Annotated in this window: 17 protein-coding genes and 2 pseudogenes; 6 read left to right on the top strand and 13 right to left on the bottom strand. The window is 45.2% G+C overall.

The window, feature by feature from the left end; translation table 11 throughout:
- Positions 1-183: 183 nt before the first annotated feature.
- From NL643_RS13005 to NL643_RS12995, 3 genes are all read right to left on the bottom strand, one after another.
- On the bottom strand, positions 184-720 hold the full coding sequence (locus NL643_RS13005; RefSeq protein ID WP_253644551.1) for a copper resistance protein NlpE: 537 nt from the start codon (positions 718-720) through the stop codon (positions 184-186).
- A 257-nt stretch (positions 721-977) separates the two neighbouring features.
- Positions 978-2207: a glycine betaine/L-proline ABC transporter ATP-binding protein gene (locus NL643_RS13000; RefSeq protein WP_253644550.1), complete on the bottom strand. Its 1230-nt coding sequence runs from the start codon at positions 2205-2207 to the stop codon at positions 978-980.
- On the bottom strand, positions 2200-3099 hold the full coding sequence (locus tag NL643_RS12995) for a proline/glycine betaine ABC transporter permease (protein WP_134645422.1): 900 nt from the start codon (positions 3097-3099) through the stop codon (positions 2200-2202). Before NL643_RS12995 ends, NL643_RS13000 begins: the two co-directional genes overlap by 8 nt.
- Before the next feature lie 502 nt (positions 3100-3601).
- On the opposite strand from NL643_RS12995, the gene NL643_RS12990 reads away from it, so the two are divergent.
- The 3 genes from NL643_RS12990 to nqrM are packed head-to-tail and all read left to right on the top strand — an operon-like array spanning position 3602 to position 4615.
- On the top strand, positions 3602-3892 hold the full coding sequence (locus NL643_RS12990) for a DUF134 domain-containing protein (RefSeq protein ID WP_243328123.1): 291 nt from the start codon (positions 3602-3604) through the stop codon (positions 3890-3892).
- Positions 3889-4404, top strand: a complete 516-nt coding sequence (locus NL643_RS12985; protein WP_253644549.1) for a NifB/NifX family molybdenum-iron cluster-binding protein — start codon at positions 3889-3891, stop codon at positions 4402-4404. The genes NL643_RS12990 and NL643_RS12985 overlap by 4 nt, the downstream gene beginning before the upstream one ends.
- A gap of 1 nt (position 4405) precedes the next feature.
- Positions 4406-4615: a (Na+)-NQR maturation NqrM gene (nqrM, locus tag NL643_RS12980; RefSeq protein ID WP_005392671.1), complete on the top strand. Its 210-nt coding sequence runs from the start codon at positions 4406-4408 to the stop codon at positions 4613-4615.
- Here the strand turns inward: nqrM and NL643_RS12975 are convergent.
- Positions 4593-5387 carry a phosphotransferase gene (locus tag NL643_RS12975; RefSeq protein WP_253644548.1) on the bottom strand — a complete coding sequence of 265 codons (795 nt, stop codon included), beginning with the start codon at positions 5385-5387 and terminating at the stop codon, positions 4593-4595. The two genes, nqrM and NL643_RS12975, sit on opposite strands and share 23 nt — an antisense overlap.
- A gap of 210 nt (positions 5388-5597) precedes the next feature.
- Here NL643_RS12975 and NL643_RS12970 point away from each other — a divergent pair, with 210 nt between their 5' ends.
- Positions 5598-5792, top strand: coding sequence for a hypothetical protein (locus NL643_RS12970; RefSeq protein WP_053808086.1), 195 nt, complete (start codon positions 5598-5600; stop codon positions 5790-5792).
- A 71-nt stretch (positions 5793-5863) separates the two neighbouring features.
- Here the strand turns inward: NL643_RS12970 and fusA are convergent, their stop codons facing one another.
- The 5 genes and pseudogenes from fusA to NL643_RS12945 all read right to left on the bottom strand — a co-directional run bounded on the left by fusA (position 5864) and on the right by NL643_RS12945 (position 12567).
- Complete coding sequence (gene fusA / locus NL643_RS12965; RefSeq protein WP_253644547.1) at positions 5864-7888, bottom strand: elongation factor G; 2025 nt, start codon at positions 7886-7888, stop codon at positions 5864-5866.
- Positions 7889-8181: 293 nt separating this feature from the next.
- The gene (gene dgcA / locus NL643_RS12960) at positions 8182-9174 is read right to left on the bottom strand and encodes an N-acetyl-D-Glu racemase DgcA (protein ID WP_253644546.1); all 993 of its coding nucleotides are present in this window, start codon (positions 9172-9174) and stop codon (positions 8182-8184) included.
- Between the two features lie 50 nt (positions 9175-9224).
- On the bottom strand, positions 9225-10229 hold the full coding sequence (gene dgcN / locus NL643_RS12955) for an N-acetyltransferase DgcN (protein ID WP_253644579.1): 1005 nt from the start codon (positions 10227-10229) through the stop codon (positions 9225-9227).
- A gap of 101 nt (positions 10230-10330) precedes the next feature.
- Positions 10331-11212: a LysR family transcriptional regulator gene (locus NL643_RS12950; RefSeq protein WP_253644545.1), complete on the bottom strand. Its 882-nt coding sequence runs from the start codon at positions 11210-11212 to the stop codon at positions 10331-10333.
- 147 nt (positions 11213-11359) lie between these two features.
- Positions 11360-12567: pseudogene (locus tag NL643_RS12945) on the bottom strand (MFS transporter).
- A gap of 201 nt (positions 12568-12768) precedes the next feature.
- On the opposite strand from NL643_RS12945, the gene soxR reads away from it, so the two are divergent.
- On the top strand, positions 12769-13200 hold the full coding sequence (gene soxR / locus NL643_RS12940) for a redox-sensitive transcriptional activator SoxR (protein WP_005392679.1): 432 nt from the start codon (positions 12769-12771) through the stop codon (positions 13198-13200).
- A gap of 9 nt (positions 13201-13209) precedes the next feature.
- Here the strand turns inward: soxR and NL643_RS12935 are convergent, their stop codons facing one another.
- Together NL643_RS12935 and NL643_RS12930 are read right to left on the bottom strand one after the other, a co-directional pair.
- Positions 13210-13605, bottom strand: a complete 396-nt coding sequence (locus tag NL643_RS12935; protein WP_005373896.1) for a DUF2391 family protein — start codon at positions 13603-13605, stop codon at positions 13210-13212.
- A 13-nt stretch (positions 13606-13618) separates the two neighbouring features.
- Positions 13619-14464 (bottom strand): tetratricopeptide repeat protein, encoded by an 846-nt coding sequence (locus tag NL643_RS12930; RefSeq protein ID WP_005392681.1) that lies wholly within the window; start codon positions 14462-14464, stop codon positions 13619-13621.
- 199 nt (positions 14465-14663) lie between these two features.
- Here NL643_RS12930 and NL643_RS12925 point away from each other — a divergent pair, with 199 nt between their 5' ends.
- Positions 14664-15134, top strand: a complete 471-nt coding sequence (locus NL643_RS12925) for an ASCH domain-containing protein (RefSeq protein ID WP_253644544.1) — start codon at positions 14664-14666, stop codon at positions 15132-15134.
- A 50-nt stretch (positions 15135-15184) separates the two neighbouring features.
- On the opposite strand, the pseudogene NL643_RS12920 reads toward NL643_RS12925, so the two are convergent.
- Positions 15185-15772, bottom strand: a pseudogene (locus NL643_RS12920) (class I SAM-dependent methyltransferase).
- A gap of 89 nt (positions 15773-15861) precedes the next feature.
- Complete coding sequence (locus NL643_RS12915; RefSeq protein ID WP_253644543.1) at positions 15862-17379, bottom strand: phospholipase D family protein; 1518 nt, start codon at positions 17377-17379, stop codon at positions 15862-15864.
- Between the last annotated feature and the right edge of the window lie 492 nt (positions 17380-17871).

Raw genomic sequence — 17871 nt, 5'->3', positions numbered from 1 at the left:
GTACAAAATGAAGTTGTAAGCCTCTATCAGCAAAGCGTATGGAAATGTAATGAACCATCAGGATAAGAAGCGGAATGTAAGATCGGAGAAGGAAGATAAGAAAGACAACCGCCGTCGATGGAAAGAAAAAATCCGAGCTGGGGTAGCTCGGATTTAGATTATTTATCAGGTATCGATATTGACTTATTGTTGTTTCGCTAAATTGTATAACGATGCTAGGTCACCTGTTACTTTTTCGCCATTCATGTCTAGCTTCATAAGTACATTTTCACCAACAAAGAATTGGTTTGGCGCATCTTCGTTTGTCAACGTTACGATGCTGCCGTTTGCATCCCAAGTGAATTGGCCTTCAGACTTTGACTGACCGTCTTCTTTGTCTTGGTAGCTTTCTTCAAGTACGTAAGTGCCATCTTGATTTAGTGTGATGGTCATGTCGATACCTGAACAATCCGCACATGGAAGCGTACCTTTGTATGTGCCGTTCCAGTCCAGGGCATTTTGTGCGTTATGCTCAGAGTCTACAAATGTTTCTTCAGTGATGACTTGTTCTTCTGCTACTGGCAGCGTGTCAATTGTCTCTGTAGTAACTTCTGCGCTAGTAGTGACTTCAGTTTCCGTCGCTTGAGGTACTTCAACTGCGCTTGTTTCGGCAGGTTTCTCATCTTGACAGCCTGCAAGAATGATTACCGCGCCTGTTAGTGCCAACATTGTTTTTTTCATTTTATCCCTCTTTAAATCAAGATTTTGTATGAGAGTAATAGTAGACATTTATCAGGTATTTGCGTCATCAAAAAGCAATAGAATGATCTATCTATGTCAATAAAACCGAATATGAGCATGAAATTGTCAGGAAAATCAGAACAATGTAAATGTTGATTGGGATATCAAGCTTGAGTCTACAAATAAATATCTAGAGGGGTGGGGGGCAGAGATAGTGAAAACAGCCCACATTGCTGTGAGCTGTTTTATTAAATCAGTTAAGAGGCCTTATCGATGTTTGAACGCGAGGTGCTTCGTTTTGTGCTGTCTTCATAAGCGAATAGATCAGCAACAGTACGACGCTCTAGTTCACCTTTCAAATGACCATGCTCATCGACAACGGGCAGTGAGTATTCGCACGACATGGTTTCAGTCAATATTTGCTCAATGGCTGAATGGGGAGAGATGATAGGCACTTCTTCATAGATATCATCATCCCAGCTTGGGGGGTGAGCTAACTTCGTCGCGTCTAGTAACCCTTGTTGCGTTATCACGCCTTGATAGCCTGAATCGGTTACATGATAAGCATAATCACGTTTTACACGTTTCATCTCACTGAGCGCTTCTTCAATGGTTTTAGTGGCAATGCGATATGAAGGTGGCTGCATCACAGTCTCAACCGTCAATGCTCGCGCTCTATTGACGTCTTTTACAAAGGCTTCAACGTACTCATCGGCAGGATGCAGCAATATTTCGTCTGGTGAACCTTGTTGGACAAGCTCACCGTCTTTAAGGATCGCAATGCGATCGCCAAGGCGCAATGCTTCATCTAAGTCGTGAGTAATAAAAACAATCGTTTTGTGTAACTGCTGTTGCAGTTCTATTAACTGATCCTGCATTTCGCTCCGAATCAGAGGGTCCAATGCTGAGAAAGCCTCGTCCATCAACAGTATTTCGGCGTCGGTAGCCAGTGCCCGTGCAAGGCCCACACGCTGTTGCTGACCACCTGATAGCTGAGCGGGGTATTGGTTCTCATAACCCGTTAATCCAACGGTATCCAACCATTCGTTTGCTTTTGATAAGCGCGCTTCTTTACTTATTCCTTGAATTTCCAAACCGTAAGCGATGTTGTCGATAACAGTGCGATGAGGCAATAAGCCAAAACGTTGAAACACCATCGACATCTTATGACGACGAAACTGCTCTAACTCCTTGTTAGAAAGCTGCATGACATCTACCCCTTCCACCAAAATCTGTCCCTTGGTTGGATCGATTAGGCGATTGAAGTGGCGAATCATGGTGGACTTTCCTGAACCGGATAAACCCATGATGACGAAAATCTCGCCCTTTTTAATTTGGAGGTTGATGTCTTTTAGCCCGACCGTGTGCCCCGTTTCCGCCAACACGTGTTCTTTACTATGTCCCAACTTGACGCGCTCAATCACGCTGTTGGGTTTGGGGCCGAAGATTTTATACAGACCGCTGATTTCGATAAGTGGACTAGTCATGCTTTAAATCTCCTAGATGGGCTTGAGTGCGTTTCGCATACGCTTGTGAAGCGCGGTCGAAAAGAATCGCTAGGGCGACAATGGCTAGACCATTTAAAAGACCAAGAGTGAAATATTGATTGGTAATCGACTTAAGAACGGGCTGGCCCAAACCTTTTACCCCAATCATCGATGCGATGACAACCATCGACAGTGCCATCATTATCGTTTGGTTGATTCCCGCCATGATGGTTGGCATTGCGAGCGGAAGTTGGACCCCAAAAAGCCGCTGTTTACTGCTGGCACCAAATGCGGTTGCGGCTTCCAACACTTCTTTATCCACCAAACGAATACCCAAATTAGTTAAACGAATAACAGGTGGAATCGCGTAGATTACTACTGCGATGAGGCCAGGAATTTTGCCGATCCCGAGTAACATAACAACTGGGATGAGGTACACAAATGCCGGCATGGTCTGCATGACGTCGAGTAATGGCGTCACAACAGACTGAATACGATTAGAGCGCGCCATAGCGATGCCGATAGGGATCCCGAGTGTGATTGCCAGCATGGTACACACCGTGATAATACTGAGCGTGCGCATTGTGTCTTCCCACATGCCGAAGTAGCCAATCAGGATAAGTGAGCCAAAACATGCGATGGCCAGTCTCCAAGAGCGACTAGCGGCATAAACGAGGGCGGTGCAGACGCCTAAAACAACGACCCAAGGTGTTGAAATAAGCAGTTTTTCAAACCAGACAAGAAATGAAAGGAGCGGATCAAAGAGAGACTCGATAAGTTCACCATATTCACGAGAGAAATCTCGGTAGGCGCCATCGAGTGTTTTGCGAATAGCTCTAAGATCAGAGCGATCCATTTCTGGGAATTCGCTGAGCCAATTCGAGTCAGACATATTTACTTCCTTTTCTGATATATCTAGGTGCCCTCAAGAGACGTGATTCAGCAAGAATGGCTGGGATCGTAGACCAAGTAATGATTGGTGGTTCGATAGGTCCTCCACCTATTGTTTTACGCTTTAGGCTCATTTCAATGTGGTCGACCTGCACTTTATAGTTACTTAGGTAGACACCCTTTTAATAAAATAATCATTAGTGTTCAAATGAATGATTTGATCGGATTATAGTTTTTCTTCTCCAATAAAATGAATACATTAGCGCGTATTTGTATGAAAAGTCTGCGCAAACTAACGTTTTTATTATCTAGATAATTAGAATTGATCTTTTTGCTCGTTTGTCACCAAAGTTTGTCAATTCTTAGATGTCTAATTAATCCTGATGTCTTACGTATTTATCGTGTCGATTTTTGCAAACTTAGTTTATTGGCATATGCTAAAAATGTTATTGGCATATGCCAGTTTAAGGCGTAATTTGACCCTGTGTTTTCGAGGGATAATGATGGCAAGACCAAAGATAGAAAGACGAATATGCGGACGTGCTGCACACCATTGTTTCAAACCCAATGGCGTGCCATTTCATCAGTTGGAGCAAGTCGCCATATTACCAGAAGAGCTAGAAGCACTGCGTTTGGCCGATTTAGAGGGTCTTAGCCAGCAGCAAGCTGCTGAACAGATGGGCATCTCTAGACAAACTTTTGGTAACACAGTAAAAAGTGCAAGATTGAAAGTCGCAAAAAGTTTAGTTGAAGGTCATGCATTAGTTTTTCCGGATGAGGAGTCAAACTTATGATTTATGCTATTCCTAATGATGGTGAGCGGGTGGCAAACCACTTTGTTAAAGCACCATATATTGCTATTTATTCTGATACTGACGGTATGCTAAAAAACTTAGCGAACATTGCTTCGATGCCACAAGCAGGTTGCAATGCGAAGTCTCAGTTAATTCAGTCTCTGCAAGAGTACAATGTGGATGCTGTACTTGTACGAAATATCGGTGAACGCGCATTAGCCAAATTACTTCGTAGTGGCACGCAAGTATTCAGGCTTTCTACCCGTAGCTCATTGGAAGATGTACTTGCGGTTCCAAGAGAGCCTCTCATTGAGCCGTCTCAAGGTCGTCCCTCAAACAATCATAAGAAAAGTGCTCACAAGCCAAAAGGCGGTTGCGGTTCCTGTGGTTGTGGTGGCAAAAAATCCAAACTCTCCTTGCTGGCAAGACCGAAAGCACCAACAGGGCTACTTAAAGTGACTTCTCGCCCTGCTATACTTAGGCTAAAGACGATGGCTAATAAGGCAGGTTAATATGGTTTGGTTATTTACCTTTCTTGGTTTTCTCGCAATCATTTTGTTGATGTCGCTTGGCGTCATTTTCCACAACAAGCGTATTCAAGGGAGTTGTGGCGGATTGAATAATGTCGGTGTTGATAAGGTGTGCAATTGTGAAACCTCTTGTGCAGAGCCTGAAAGACGTTTGTATCAAATATCCGAACCTAATTCGTCATCTGAGCGCTAAGATCTTTTGCCCATTTCGGTAAGGTTTGTTTAAACCAGTCAATGTATTTACTGGTCTGAGTGTTCTGTCTCGAGACCAGTATATTCACCACTTCTACCACCATCCACGTTTTAGCTATTGCAATCGTTCTTGCTAAATTACTCGCATCGCTTTGCTTTGCCGTCTTGGTATAGGTATGCGCCACACCAAGATAATCTTCGAATGTGCCCATGCCTTTGACTAGTGGCGCTAAGTCTATCGCGATATGCCCTGTCGAAAAACGTTCCCAGTCGAACAGCACCAAATCGCCATTATCTCGTTGCCCCCAGTTCCCGGCATTGGTGTCTCCAGAGATCAAATTTTTGGTGTTGAAAAGCGGGCCGGATTGCTCTTGTAGCTGATAAAAGAACCGCTCTGTTTTTGCGTCTAGTTTGAGCGTGCTTAAAGCTTGGGAAGTGGCTGGTTGTGTCCACTGATGAGGATGATAAACACCATCTGATGTCGGAGATAGTCTATGTATTTTAGCTAGTTGTTCTATCACGCGGGGCTCTTCAAGCAGGAATTCTTGATTGACAGAGTGCGGGATATACTCGATTCGTAACGTATTTTGTTGGTGATCGTAATCAATGAGCTCAGGTACAAGAATGCCAAGTTCATTGAATGGTTTAGCCTGGTGTTGATAAAAAGCGACCTCAACCTGTTCTACCTGCTGCTTTTCAATGAATGAAATGCCGTGTTTTTCTACCAGATAAACTTTGGCACTGCCCATCTGGTTAAGCTCTTGCTTTGACATGAGACATCCTGTCTTTTGATGGTGGAATCTTCACTTACCTTAAACGCGAAAGGTGTGTGCTCCAAGAATACTTAAAGAGAACATTGAAACAAAATAATGCAATGGTTTGAGTATAAAATTGTCGCTGGTGTCTAAATTTTGCACAGTGGCTTTTACGCATCGTTAACCACGTTCTACGCTTAATATTCGATTTAAACAAGGAGAACCAATATGGCTGTAATAAAGCAGGATATTCCAAATCGTGTAACGGTTTATCATGACAATATCGACCAAGAACAAGAGCTGAAAAATGCGATGCTGCCAGAGAAACCGCGCTACTTTAACGGTGCTCCGACTTACAAAGCGAACAGCATCGAAGAGTTTGAAAGCAAAATCAGTCAGATCGGTTTGTCTCTCGATAAATAAATTTTAATTTACCTAAAAGCGCCCTCATTTTGAGGGCGCTTTTTTATTTGATTGATTTGAATCTTAGGGAATTAACCTTGTTGAGCACTGCCTTGGCAGACTTGTTTTTGCACTGCTGGTGGCGCGGGCTCGTAATGGCTCAAAGTCATACTAAAACTGCCTTCACCACCCGTGATAGCTCGCAATCGACGAGCGTAATCTTGCAACTCGTTTACTGGCGATTTGGCTTTCAACAACGTGAATTGGCTATCGATCGGTTCGGTGCCTTCTATTAATCCTCGATTACCTGACAAATCCCCAGACACGTCACCGACGTTTGTGGTTGGGACGTGTAACTCCATTTGGACAATGGGCTCCAGCACAATAGGATCAGCGTTGTTGATCGCATCTAAAAAGGCTTTCTTACCTGCGATGACAAACGCAATTTCTTTCGAATCGACGGAGTGATATTTACCGTCATAAACGGTGACTTCCACATCTTTGATTGGGTTGCCAGAAATCGCCCCTTCTTCGAGTACTTGTAAAATACCTTTTTCGACCGCGGGAATAAGCGCGGTTGGAATTGCGCCACCTAACACTTTGTTGATGAACTTAAATCCGGCACCGCGCTCGAGTGGGCGAACCTTCAATTGCACTTCACCAAACTGGCCTGCACCGCCACTTTGTTTTTTGTGTCGATAATGCCCTTCGGCAGGTTTGGTGATGGTTTCAAAGTATTCGACGCTTGGTTGGCAGGTTTCGACGTCCAGCTTGTACACGTTCGCCATCTTTTCTAATGCGACTTTGAGGTGAAATTCCCCTTGGCCGCTGATGATGGTTTCGTTGGTGCGAGCGCGATGTTCGATGCGCAGCGAAGGATCTTCGCTGGCGATTTTATTCAGTACATCGCCTAATTTTTGCTCATCTCCACGCTTAAGAGGCTTCAAGCACAAAGAATACATGGAGTCAGGAAGGTCCAACGTCTTGAGTTGAACACCATCTTCTTCGTGAGAGTCATGAACGATTGAATCGAATTCGAGATCATCCACTTTGGCTAAAACGCAGAAGTCGCCGGCAAGCGCGCGAGGGATCTCGGTTCTATCTTTGCCCTGCAGTTGATATAAGTGCCCAACTTTAAATGCCTTGTTGCTTTCGCCAATATAAAGCTGGCTGCCCGCATTGATTTCACCCTGATACACACGTAAGTAGGCAAGTTTTCCCATATATGGGTCGACGCTGACTTTGTACACGTGTGCGACGGTGTGCTCTAAGGTTTCGCAATTTACTTTGATTTTTTTGCCGTTCTTTTCCAATAGAGGAGGGTTACCTTCGTTTGGCATGGGCATGATCTCCGCCAAGGTACGAAGCAGAAGCTCGACGCCCGCGCCGGTTTGTGCTGAGACAAAACAGACCGGAATCACATGTCCAGTTCTCAGTGCTTCTTCAAACGGATCATGTAGTTGCTCTGCGGTGAGTTCGGAACCTTGTTCCAGATACAGTTCCATCAGTTCTTCATCGACTTCGATAACTTGGTCAATCAAGGTCTCATGAGCTTCATCTACCGTCGCAAGTAAGGTTTCTCGTCCCAATTCTGGTTCGAAATAGCAGTCAACTACAGATTCCCCGTCAGTCGAAGGTAAGTTGATCGGCAAGCAGTGGTCACCAAAATGCTCAACGATGTTCTCCATCAATCTCTCTAACTGATTACCGTGGTTATCGAGCTTATTGATGATGATCATCTGACATTTTTGCTGCTCTTTTGCAAAGGTGAATAGGCGATCGGAAGTTTGGTTTAGTGGTGTTTGAGGGTCGATGACAAGGGCGGATGTTTCAACGGCAGGAAAGACGCTGATCGTACGGCCAAGTAACTCGTTTTGTCCCGGAGTGTCGATGATATTGAGCCGATGTTTATTCCAGCGCAGTGCGACTGGCGTTGCTTCAATACTGTGTTGATATTGGATGGATTGAGGGTCGAAGTCGGTAACGGTATCGCCTTTTTCTACGCTGCCTAAATGGTGAGTGGCATCGCAGGTGAAGAGCAGTTTTTCTATCAGCGTGGTTTTACCGGTCCCGGTTTGGCCGACGAAAGCGATATTGCGTATTTTGTTTATAGGCATAGAGCCTCCTTGCAAGATGGCGTGAAAAACCTACGAATTGCTAGGAAGTGGGTTGTTAGAGAAACCCACGCACTGCATTGGAGTAGGGCGGGATTACCGCCTATTCGTCTTCCATGTCATTTTCCGGATGACTCGATGCATAAGACCACCTTATTGGACTACTGTAATCTTAGCATGCCGTAATAACCATATAATTTATGTGACTTATTTCATGATGGGGCTGATTGTTTTTTAATCGAGATCATAAACTCAGAGGTTCTGACTTTTGGAGCAAAACCTCTGGATTGTTTAGGCTATTTGGAAAGAACGATTTCGCCGTCGCGATAAACTAAGCTCGGCGTTATATCTTGTCCGAGCAACACCGGGCCATCAAGATCGACAACGCTCGCCTGAGCAGCAATGGGTAACGCAGCACGCATCGCCAGCGACGTCCCCAACATACAACCGGACATGAGGCTAAAACCGAGTTCTTTTGCATCGTCGGCCAGCAATAATGCTTCACTGAGCCCGCCCGTTTTATCTAGCTTAATGTTCACCATCTCGTATTTGCCAAGCAGTTGATGCAATTGCTCCCTGGTGTGACAACTTTCATCGGCGCAAAGTGGAATGGGGTGCGGAATGCTGGCGAGTACGTCATCACGGTCTTGTGGCAGCGGTTGCTCGATCATGATGATATTAAACGGTTCGAGTTGATCAAATACCGTCGCGAGGTCGAGGTTTTGCCACGCTTCATTCGCATCTAAGACAATTTGTACGTGCGGCGCGGCATCGCGTACTGCTGCAACGCGCTCAATCACGTTTTCATCATCCAGTTTTACCTTAAGCAGTTTTGCGCCTTGGCTAAGGTAAGCTTGCGCCTGTTTTGCCATCGCTTGCGGCGTGTCGATAGAAACCGTCATCGCCGTCACAATCGCCTCGGGTAACGTAAAGAGGTCGTGAACTTGTTGCTTGTGGCTCAAAAGCGCAAGAAGATGCCAAAGGGCGCAATCCAACGCATTTCTTGCCGCTCCTGCGGGCAATAATGATTGAAGCTGGCTTTTGAGAGCCATCACATCAGCGTCACCTTTGGCGTACAAACTTTGCAGTTCATGCGTGGCGTGAGAAATCGCCTTAATTACCGATTCAACTGATTCACCATAACGAGGGTATGGCGTGCATTCTCCTTGGGCGATCATGCCTCGGTGTTCAATTGTCACGCGGACTACGTGGCACTCTGTCCGACTGCCGCGAGAGATGCGAAATGGTGTCGCCATAGCAATCGTGACGGGTTCTACATGAATTTTCATCTCACTAGTTTTCCCTAAACCGCAGTTATTTTCTAAACCGTAAATGTTTCTTAAATCGTAAGGAGCCTATCTGCAACCGCATCTACGCCAAAACGCACAGGGTCGGTGACGGGCACCCGATATTTGTCGCTCCAATCCTGGCATAGCTGGGCTGCATCTTCTTCGCTGATCGCCGAAGTGTTTAAGCAAATACCCACTAATTGAGCTTTTGCATTTGTGAGGCGAGCAGCGGCCAGATTCGCTTCTATCGTTTGTTTAATGGTTGGCAAGCTCGCATGTGGTAAGTTGCGGATGTGCGGGCGACCAATCTCATGGCACAGTACCAGAGCGTCCGCTTGTGCGCCGTGAAGTAAGCCCAAACTTACGCCAGCAAACGAAGGGTTAAATAATGAACCTTGCCCTTCGATGATGTCCCAATCGTGGTCGGTGAAGTCGGGGCTGATCGCTTCTACTGCGCCGGAGATAAAATCGGCAACTACGGCATCAATTGAAATGCCACTGCCTGCGATGAGAATTCCCGTTTGACCCGTTGCTTTGAACTCTGCGCGACAGTTTTTACGCTTTAATGCGTGTTCAATGGCGAGGGCAGAATACATTTTGCCCACGGAGCAATCTGTCCCTACAGTAAGTACTCGCTTGCCTGCGCGTGCTTTGCCATTGCCGACCTTGAGCGGTGCATCATAATGGCGAACATCATACAGTTTGGTTAATCCGCGTTGTTCTAGAGCGGCAAGAGGAGCAAATTCCGCCAAACGTTGGTGCATGCCCGATGCAATTTCAAATCCCATTTCTGCCGCTTCAAGTAAGGTTGCTTGCCAAGCTTCGGGAATGACGCCTCCTGGATTTGCTGTGCCAAGTACCAGCGTTTTTGCTCCTTGCTGCTGCGCTTGTTGTAGTGTCATGTCGGTTAAACCAAGCGATACGGTTTCTGGCGTCAGGCGGATTTGGCCAAGACAAATCTCAGGTCGCCATTGGTAAATGCCACGCGCAGTTTTTGCTGCGAGTGGATCGGTTACATCGCCAAGAAAGAGTAGGTAAGGTTGAGCAATTTGCATGATGGTTCCCTTCGTCATCGTTATTGCTCATTAATGTAGCCAGACTGATTTAGGAAACCGAATGCTTATTTGTTGGGCAGATATAACTTCAAGTTATACCTTTAAACCATCTGTTGTTTTAGGGCGGTGATAAATTGCTTTGTCGCAATGGATTGAGGCGTGTGCTCTGCGAATAAAATAGAGACAGAGAAGGACATGTTTGGCTCCAAAGCATGCACGGAGACGGCATTATCTTGGCGATATTGTTTTGCAGTCCATGGGTCTACAATGGCGAACCCTGCTTGGTGTTTCACCAGTTCAGCCGCTGCGGAGTAGCTGCGTACGGTGATGGCATGTTGATAATGCTCGTCACGCGCTGACAAGGTTTGATGCAACAGCAAGCCCAGAGGGTCTCGACTATCTAAACCGATAATGGGTAAATCGTGACTGATGAGTTCTTCTAAAATGACGGTCTTTTCTACGGGTATCGCTGCGCTTTTAGGAGCGATCAGTGCTAAGTTTTCTTTCAATAATACGTGCCCCATGATCGCTGGTGGTGTTTCTTCACCGAACACGATGGCGACATCCAATTCATGTTTCAGCAACCCGGAGCACAGCTCATCGCGATTGGCCGTTAAGAGCTCAAAGGAGATGCCGTGTTCTTTCGACAACAACGCGACAGTCGGCGCTAACAAGTGCGCAGCCAAAACAGGCGGGGCACCGACTCGTAAATGTTGAGTTCCCTGTTTGACTTTGTTGGTCAGAGAGCGAAATTGTCCGAGTTGTTGATAGACCTTTTCTGCCTCTGGCAATAAGGCTTTGGCTTCTTGAGTGGGAACGAGACGCCCCTTTACACGCTCAAATAAAGCGAAGCTCAGTTGTTGTTCAGTATGGGCGAGAACTCGAGTGACATTAGGTTGGGAAACGTGCAGTAAGCGAGCAGCACCAGACACCGTTCCTGCTTGCATAATGGCGTAAAAGACTTCCAATTGTCTTAAGTTCACTGCGAATTCCTTCTGCTCATGTTGGTCACCTCAGAATACCCAACCTTGCTGATGAGCGATAGAGGAAAAAGTACTGGTGTAGAAAGTTAGGAAGACGATTTTGGTTATCTTCTTATCTCGCTTTTTCAATTTCTCAACTTCTATGCTTCACTTTGCCGCTGCATGAAGGGGCATGTCGTTAAACTGCTCGACGTCTCGGCTGAGTAATCCCATCAATACCACTGCTAACACCATGACAACAGCTGCTATTGCAAAACCGTATTGTGTTAGCTCGTAATGACTCAACATCGCGATTAATACATAACTGAGAGATTGAATGGTGGTGGAAAACATGCTGATGCCGCCATCAACACGACCACGTTGATGAACCGCTACGGTGTGATGCATCCAGTTGACTCTTGCAATGCGATTTAGTGCGTTAAACACACCAAACAGAGCTGTAAACAATAAGATGGTCAACGGGCTTATCGCAAAACTCATTCCGATAAACGCCAGAGATACCATGACCATCGAAGCAAACATAATGTGGCTATGGGAGGCACGGCTTAGCACTTTGGTGACAATGAAGCCGGTTAGCAACGAGCCGAGGCCAAAACTGATGTTGAACCCTGCAAACCAATCGCCAGAGATGCCTTGTTCAGAAAACCAAATCGGCACCAGTTTGCTCAAATACGTCAATGCAGGATAAGAGAGGCAAGAGAGCAGAATAAAGCCATAAAATCGGGGTTCGAGACGGAATATTTGTTTGCTCTCTTTGAGTTGCGCGATGAAAGCAACGGATTTTGATGCCCTTAATTGTTGAGTATAAGGCGTCAGAATATAGAACATCGCTGCTAACGCAGAGGCGCTGGCCGCAAACAAAGCAAACTCTTTCATGCCCCACATTTCAAGCAAAACAATACCCAACGCGCCAGCTCCGAGGGTCGTGGATTGCATTACAATTTCTTGCTGACCCGAAATTTTCGCATACTCATGGTGCTGATAATTTTCTTGGGTGAAGGCATTGTTGGTCGTCCATGCAAAATTACTCGAAACCCAATACACCAATTGCGCAAAGCCAGCAACCAGTGTGACTCAAACCCTAACCAATAAGCAATGAACACCACCAAAGCCATACCCGATTGAATCCATTGATTGAGCACGAGTAGTACTTTGCGTGAATGTCGGTCAATTAAAGTGGAAAAGAAAGGCGTTGCTAGAAAAGAAATCGCGGTGCAGCTCAGAGAAACTAAAGCGACGAATGTGCCCATTTTGGGCTCGGAAAGCATGACCCATGGCAGTGCCATCATGAACAAGCCAGATGAGATACTGTCGAAGAAGCGGCCTGCTAAGTACGGCTGAGTTTTATTTTTCATTATGTTTGCCTCAAGTTCCCTTTGGATTTCAAAACGTTGACCTATAACGGTGCTGTGTTTGTCGACCAACTTGTTCATTCCGAACGCATTATTTCGAGACCATCTAGGTTTAGCGTTAATTAAGATGGTGCAACTTTAAAACCTCAAGTAAACTTGAGGTAAAGCATTTTTTTAACAAAATTGACACACAGGGAGTCAAGGATGGAAATCAGCGTAGGAGAAGTGGCAAAACGTTCCGGAGTGAAGGTCTCTGCCCTGCATTTTTATGAACAAAAAGGACTGATTTCGAGCTGGAGAAATCAAGGCAATCAGCGCCGCTACCACCGCAGCGTTTTGCGCCGTGTTGCGGTGATTAAAGCGGCGCAGCAAGTGGGGTTGTCGTTAGAAGAAATCAAACATGCGCTAGATGAGCTGCCGAAACATCAAGCGCCAAACAAACAGCAATGGGAAGTCATGGCGAGCCATTGGCATGAACAGTTGGAGCAAAAAATTCAAAAGCTCAAAGCCCTGCAAAACGATTTGGGCGGATGCATTGGCTGCGGGTGTTTGTCGTTAGAAACCTGCGCACTGCGAAACCCAGAAGATGTGTTAGGCAAAGACCACTCGGGTTCTAACTTAACGTTAGAAGAGTAGGTGTTATTCCTATTCTTTGTCGAAACTGTCCACCACAATCGCACCCATTGACGCCGGCATTGTGATGACGATGACCCGTTTTATCGCAACCAAAGGCTCATTCATTAGTGGCAGCTTATCAAGACAGAAAAGAACTAACGCCACCACAACGGCCGCAATGAGGTACGCGATAACCACACGAAAAATAAAAATGGATACGCGATTTTTGATGTGGCTTTGGAACACGCTTTGATAGGCGAAAAAACTGAGGAAAATGACAGAAAGGCTTAACAGCATGAGCAGGTTTGCCATTGGCAAGCTTTCACCCAGTCGCCACGCCTCTTCAGAAAAAGAGATGGGGACGGCGAGGGCAAAAGCGCCAACCAACACTTGGCTGGCGTCTTCTAAGTTAAAGTGACTACTCATGCTGTTCATTCCATTATTCGTTTGCTAGGTGTAAGAGCTTTTCAAAGCGCTCGTTACCATGCAGCAATTCGAGGTCTCGCTCTTCGGCAAGCAAATCACGAATAGATGGGCTGTATTCAATAGCGCGTTCCAAGTCTTCAATGGCTTGCTCTTCAATGCCAAGACGAGAGTATGCACAAGCACGTTGATACAGTGCAGGACCATTGGTGTAATCGACTTCAAGTACGCGGTTACAGATGCTCAGTGCCCAGTGGTATTCGTTGATTTCCATCGCGGCGTCTGCTTTGTAAGTCAACGCTTCTAAATCACCTGGGCGAATCAGCAAGATCTCATCATAGATTTCAATACGTTGCTCTGGTGTTTGTGAGCTTTGCGCACGCAACCATAAGTTATGGATCTCGTTGATTTTCTCAATTTCTTTATTGTTTTCACTGATAATTCGAGTTTTGCGTTTTAAATCTCGCTCCAGTGCTACAAATTTCTTCTCGTATTCTTGGGCGATCTTTTCTAATCGTTTATCCGCCATCTCTTTGGTGTTGTGTTTAAACTCACGCAGAGATTGCCAGCCTACAAAGGCGATCAGCGATGCGACACCTGCGATGATGTAGAAGAAGTAGGTTACGGTCACGTTGGCATAGTTCAACGATTTATCCGCAACCGTCAGCTCGCGGTCGGTGATCTCTGTGATCATTCGTTTTTCCAGGCTCTGATAGTCCTGACGCAGTGCTTTTAGCTCATCTAAAATATAGCGTTCCATTAATGGTCTATCTAACAGATCCGATTCTGAATACTTTTCGTCCGATGCCATTGTCGGCAAGGCAAGTATCAGCGAGAAAAAAATACCAATAAATAAGCGCATATAACGTCCTTTCACGAGAAGAGTACAGATAGACCATGCAACAATAGCAAATAGCACAAACGTTTAGCAAAGTTATTACAAAAGAAATAACAGTCGTCTATGTGGAAGTCATATTCTTGTTGTTTTTCAGTTTGTTCCCTGTGGTTATTTGTCGAGATATCTTTTATTCTCCTTGCGGAATGATGACTAAGGAGCAAGCATGGACGCGCGAGCTAAGGATTACTTAGAGCAGTATCTAAAATTATTATCACTAGAACAAAGAGCAGCCGTACCATCAGTTAGTGCTGACTATTATTGTGCCGATGAATACAACGCGAATGTATGCGCAGACTTGGTTCATATTGGACAGAAAACTGCATCGTGCAGTTTGGAGCTTTGGTATCGAGAGCATGGCGAAAGCATGCCCCAAGTCGGTCATTTACAAGTAGTGACGAATTGGGATGGGGACCCAGTTTGCGTGATACGAATTACTGACGTAAGTACATGCAAATATGAGGATGTAACCGCAGAGTTTGCCTACGCAGAAGGCGAAGGTGATAGAACCTTAAACTGGTGGCGTGACGCGCATACTGCATTTTTTAAAGCTGAATGCGATGAGTTGAACATAGATTGGCATGAGAAACGTACGCTAGTTTTGGAGCGTTTTGAAGTGGTGTATTCAGTCAATTAATCTCTGATAGCAGCACTGATTTGAAGTGCTGCTTTCTTGAGAGACCGCTTTTAGCGCTTGCGAGCGGTCACACTAAACATGTGCCAGTGTTTTGGGCTTCCGACTACCGTGGTTCCGTCTTCATCTCTTTCATTCAATGAAATGAGTTCGTAATCCGCGAATAAACTTTCCACTTCTTTTTTCGTTAATGCGGTAATGTTCGGATGCATTTCTGATGCAACCCAAGAGTCTTTTACTCCTAAGAAATCACCACAAAAGATACCGCCAGGTTGTAAGGCACTGTCTATTTTGGTCCAAACTTGCTCAAAGCCTTCGTCCGGGCAAAAGAACAAACTGGCATTCGCGATAACCAGGCTGCATTGAGGGTAGTCAAACTCAGTAAAACAGCACTGTGAAATTGAGAAACGCTTGTGGCCTTCAAAGCGTGTTAAACAAGTTTTTACTGCATCTTCATGGCTATCAAATGCGTGAACGTTAAACCCGTGTTCGAGGAGGAAATGACTGTCTCGGCCTATTCCGCAGCCAATATCAAGAGCGACTTTGCTCTCGAGTTTCAGTAGGTTTACGGCATTTTCTACGTTTGGTCGGTGAGGTTGGTTTAAAATTTTCTGATAGTACTCGTTCCACTATGCTGACATTGAACTTCCTTGTATTTATTGTGTTTCCCCAAATCTAGTGTCCATTCTTGTATTGCTTTATCGGGGAGGTTTTGACACATTGGCAATTGTTATAGCTGATCTTCAATTGGCAATATGCCGGAGAACCAAGCGCCCATTTTTCGCCATACTCCGGCCTCTGGTTCAGAATCATATTCTTTGCCTGTTTTTATGTCAGTCCAGACAATGTCTCCGTCGCGTAGAGTTAAGGCATAGGCGTTATTCGACAATTGATTCGGCAGTTGTTCTAGAAACATTTGCACATATTCTGGCTGTTCGATAACAACGGCCATTTCGGTATTCAAAGCGGCTGAACGTGGATCCCAGTTCATCGAGCCAACAAACAGCGTCTTGTCATCAATCGTCATTGCTTTTGCGTGTAAACTTGCTCTGCTGCTCCCCGTTAGGCTCCACTTGCTTTTGAGTTTCGCGCTCGCTTTTACTTCCCATAGCTTGACCCCAGCTTCGAGTAGGTCTGTTCGATATTTTGCGTACCAACCATGCACGGCAAACACGTCGTTAGAGGCGAGACTATTGGTCACTATCGTGATATCAACGCCTCGCTTGGCCGCGTTACTCAATGCTTGAGTGCCGACTTCGGTTGGGACGAAATAGGGGGAGATAAGAACAAATGAATGTTCAACACTTTTAACCAGCTCCGTTAAATTATCAATAAGTTGGCTCTCTCGGGTCGCAACTTTATCGGGTAAGTCAAACCATACTTTTGCTTCTCCCCAGTAGAGCTTGAGATTGCCTTGTTTGAGAGCTTGGTACATATCCAGTTTAGTGAAGTCATAACGGCCGGTTGAGAACTTTTCCTCTAGCTGGAGTTTGTCGACCTGCTTTTGAATCGCCAGGTCGGTAATTTGCTGTGAGTCCGGTGTTATCCATTCCATTGGTATCGCATAGGCGCTATTCCAATAGAGGTCGAACTGATCTGCAGTTTGTTGTACCGCCTCACCATAGAGCAGTAGATCAAAATCACCAAATTCGACTTGTGATTCAAAAGAAAAGTACTCATTGCCGATATTCCTACCCCCGACAATGGCAGAAACACTGTCTGCAATCAGAGATTTATTGTGCATACGGCGATTAAGACGTTCAAAGTCACTGGCAAGTGCGAACCAGCGGGAGTCGCGATACTGATGCGGATTGAATAAGCGGATTTCGATATTAGGATGTGCATTGAGGGCTGCCATCACGTCATCGTTTCGTTTTTGCATATCGTCAAGCAACAGCCTTACTCGGACTCCACGCTTTGCCGCTTCATACAAGCGCCACGTTATTAGCTGACTCGTTTCGTCACCACGGTAAATATAGTATTGAAGATCAAGGCTTTTTTGTGCGGACTCGATTAAAGAGGTGCGAGCAAGAAGGGCATCGTGTCCTTGATTTAACGGGGAAAAGCCAGTTATTGACTTTGGGTTTTTCCCGTAAGCTTCAAAGTACTGTGCAAGCACGGAGTCATCTTGATACCCAAGTTGGAAGCTAGTGGATTTTTCACTGGGATCGTTCAATGACACGGATGAACATGCCGATAAAATTGTGAATAAAGAAGGGAAGAGTAGCTTAGCGAGTGTATGTAACAAAGTACATTTCCTTGTCTTACAGAGTGTTACTTATCGGAAATTATAGACCTAAGTTGCCGCAGCGTGCATCCAACAAGGTTTGATAACGGGCTATTAATCAATGAATTGTCATGTTCTCGGGATTAAGTTCACCTTTTTGAACGCAGATAATCATTTATTTTAATTATGATTGTGTCTGAATTGGTCATAATCACTAATATCTGGTGATTATGACCAATAGCACACTGGTTAAAATAGTTGAGTAATAATAACTATTTGAATTTTAATAAATAAATGCCTGGCACGTCCCTTGCTATTTAAAAGAAGAGTTAAGTCAGGGCAACTTGCGAAGTTGGTTAATTTTTTGTTAATTTTATTAACTTTGAATTGGCAATAACTCTGTAGTTAGCAACCGAAAAAGCAAGGTACGCGCTGCTTTGACGTCTATTCAAATGTAATTCCCTCACCATCATGCTTACAGGGAGTCAAAGATTTAATAAAAGCATGGTGATG

Origin of the sequence: Vibrio sp. Y42_MX_L11, from assembly GCF_024181785.1 — a bacterium.
GTDB lineage: Bacteria > Pseudomonadota > Gammaproteobacteria > Enterobacterales > Vibrionaceae > Vibrio > Vibrio diabolicus.
The sequence above is the reverse complement of the archived record's forward strand: the minus strand, read 5'-3'. Positions and strand labels throughout refer to the sequence as shown.

Excerpts from the sequence above, each read along its gene's own strand:
- NL643_RS13005 (WP_253644551.1), bottom strand. The coding sequence starts at position 720 with ATGAAAAAAACAATGTTGGCACTAACAGGCGCGGTAATCATTCTTGCA.
- NL643_RS13000 (WP_253644550.1), bottom strand. The coding sequence starts at position 2,207 with ATGACTAGTCCACTTATCGAAATCAGCGGTCTGTATAAAATCTTCGGC.
- NL643_RS12995 (WP_134645422.1), bottom strand. The coding sequence starts at position 3,099 with ATGTCTGACTCGAATTGGCTCAGCGAATTCCCAGAAATGGATCGCTCT.
- NL643_RS12990 (WP_243328123.1), top strand. The coding sequence starts at position 3,602 with ATGGCAAGACCAAAGATAGAAAGACGAATATGCGGACGTGCTGCACAC.
- NL643_RS12985 (WP_253644549.1), top strand. The coding sequence starts at position 3,889 with ATGATTTATGCTATTCCTAATGATGGTGAGCGGGTGGCAAACCACTTT.
- nqrM (WP_005392671.1), top strand. The coding sequence starts at position 4,406 with ATGGTTTGGTTATTTACCTTTCTTGGTTTTCTCGCAATCATTTTGTTG.
- NL643_RS12975 (WP_253644548.1), bottom strand. The coding sequence starts at position 5,387 with ATGTCAAAGCAAGAGCTTAACCAGATGGGCAGTGCCAAAGTTTATCTG.
- NL643_RS12970 (WP_053808086.1), top strand. The coding sequence starts at position 5,598 with ATGGCTGTAATAAAGCAGGATATTCCAAATCGTGTAACGGTTTATCAT.
- fusA (WP_253644547.1), bottom strand. The coding sequence starts at position 7,888 with ATGCCTATAAACAAAATACGCAATATCGCTTTCGTCGGCCAAACCGGG.
- dgcA (WP_253644546.1), bottom strand. The coding sequence starts at position 9,174 with ATGAAAATTCATGTAGAACCCGTCACGATTGCTATGGCGACACCATTT.
- dgcN (WP_253644579.1), bottom strand. The coding sequence starts at position 10,229 with ATGCAAATTGCTCAACCTTACCTACTCTTTCTTGGCGATGTAACCGAT.
- soxR (WP_005392679.1), top strand. The coding sequence starts at position 12,769 with ATGGAAATCAGCGTAGGAGAAGTGGCAAAACGTTCCGGAGTGAAGGTC.
- NL643_RS12935 (WP_005373896.1), bottom strand. The coding sequence starts at position 13,605 with ATGAGTAGTCACTTTAACTTAGAAGACGCCAGCCAAGTGTTGGTTGGC.
- NL643_RS12930 (WP_005392681.1), bottom strand. The coding sequence starts at position 14,464 with ATGCGCTTATTTATTGGTATTTTTTTCTCGCTGATACTTGCCTTGCCG.
- NL643_RS12925 (WP_253644544.1), top strand. The coding sequence starts at position 14,664 with ATGGACGCGCGAGCTAAGGATTACTTAGAGCAGTATCTAAAATTATTA.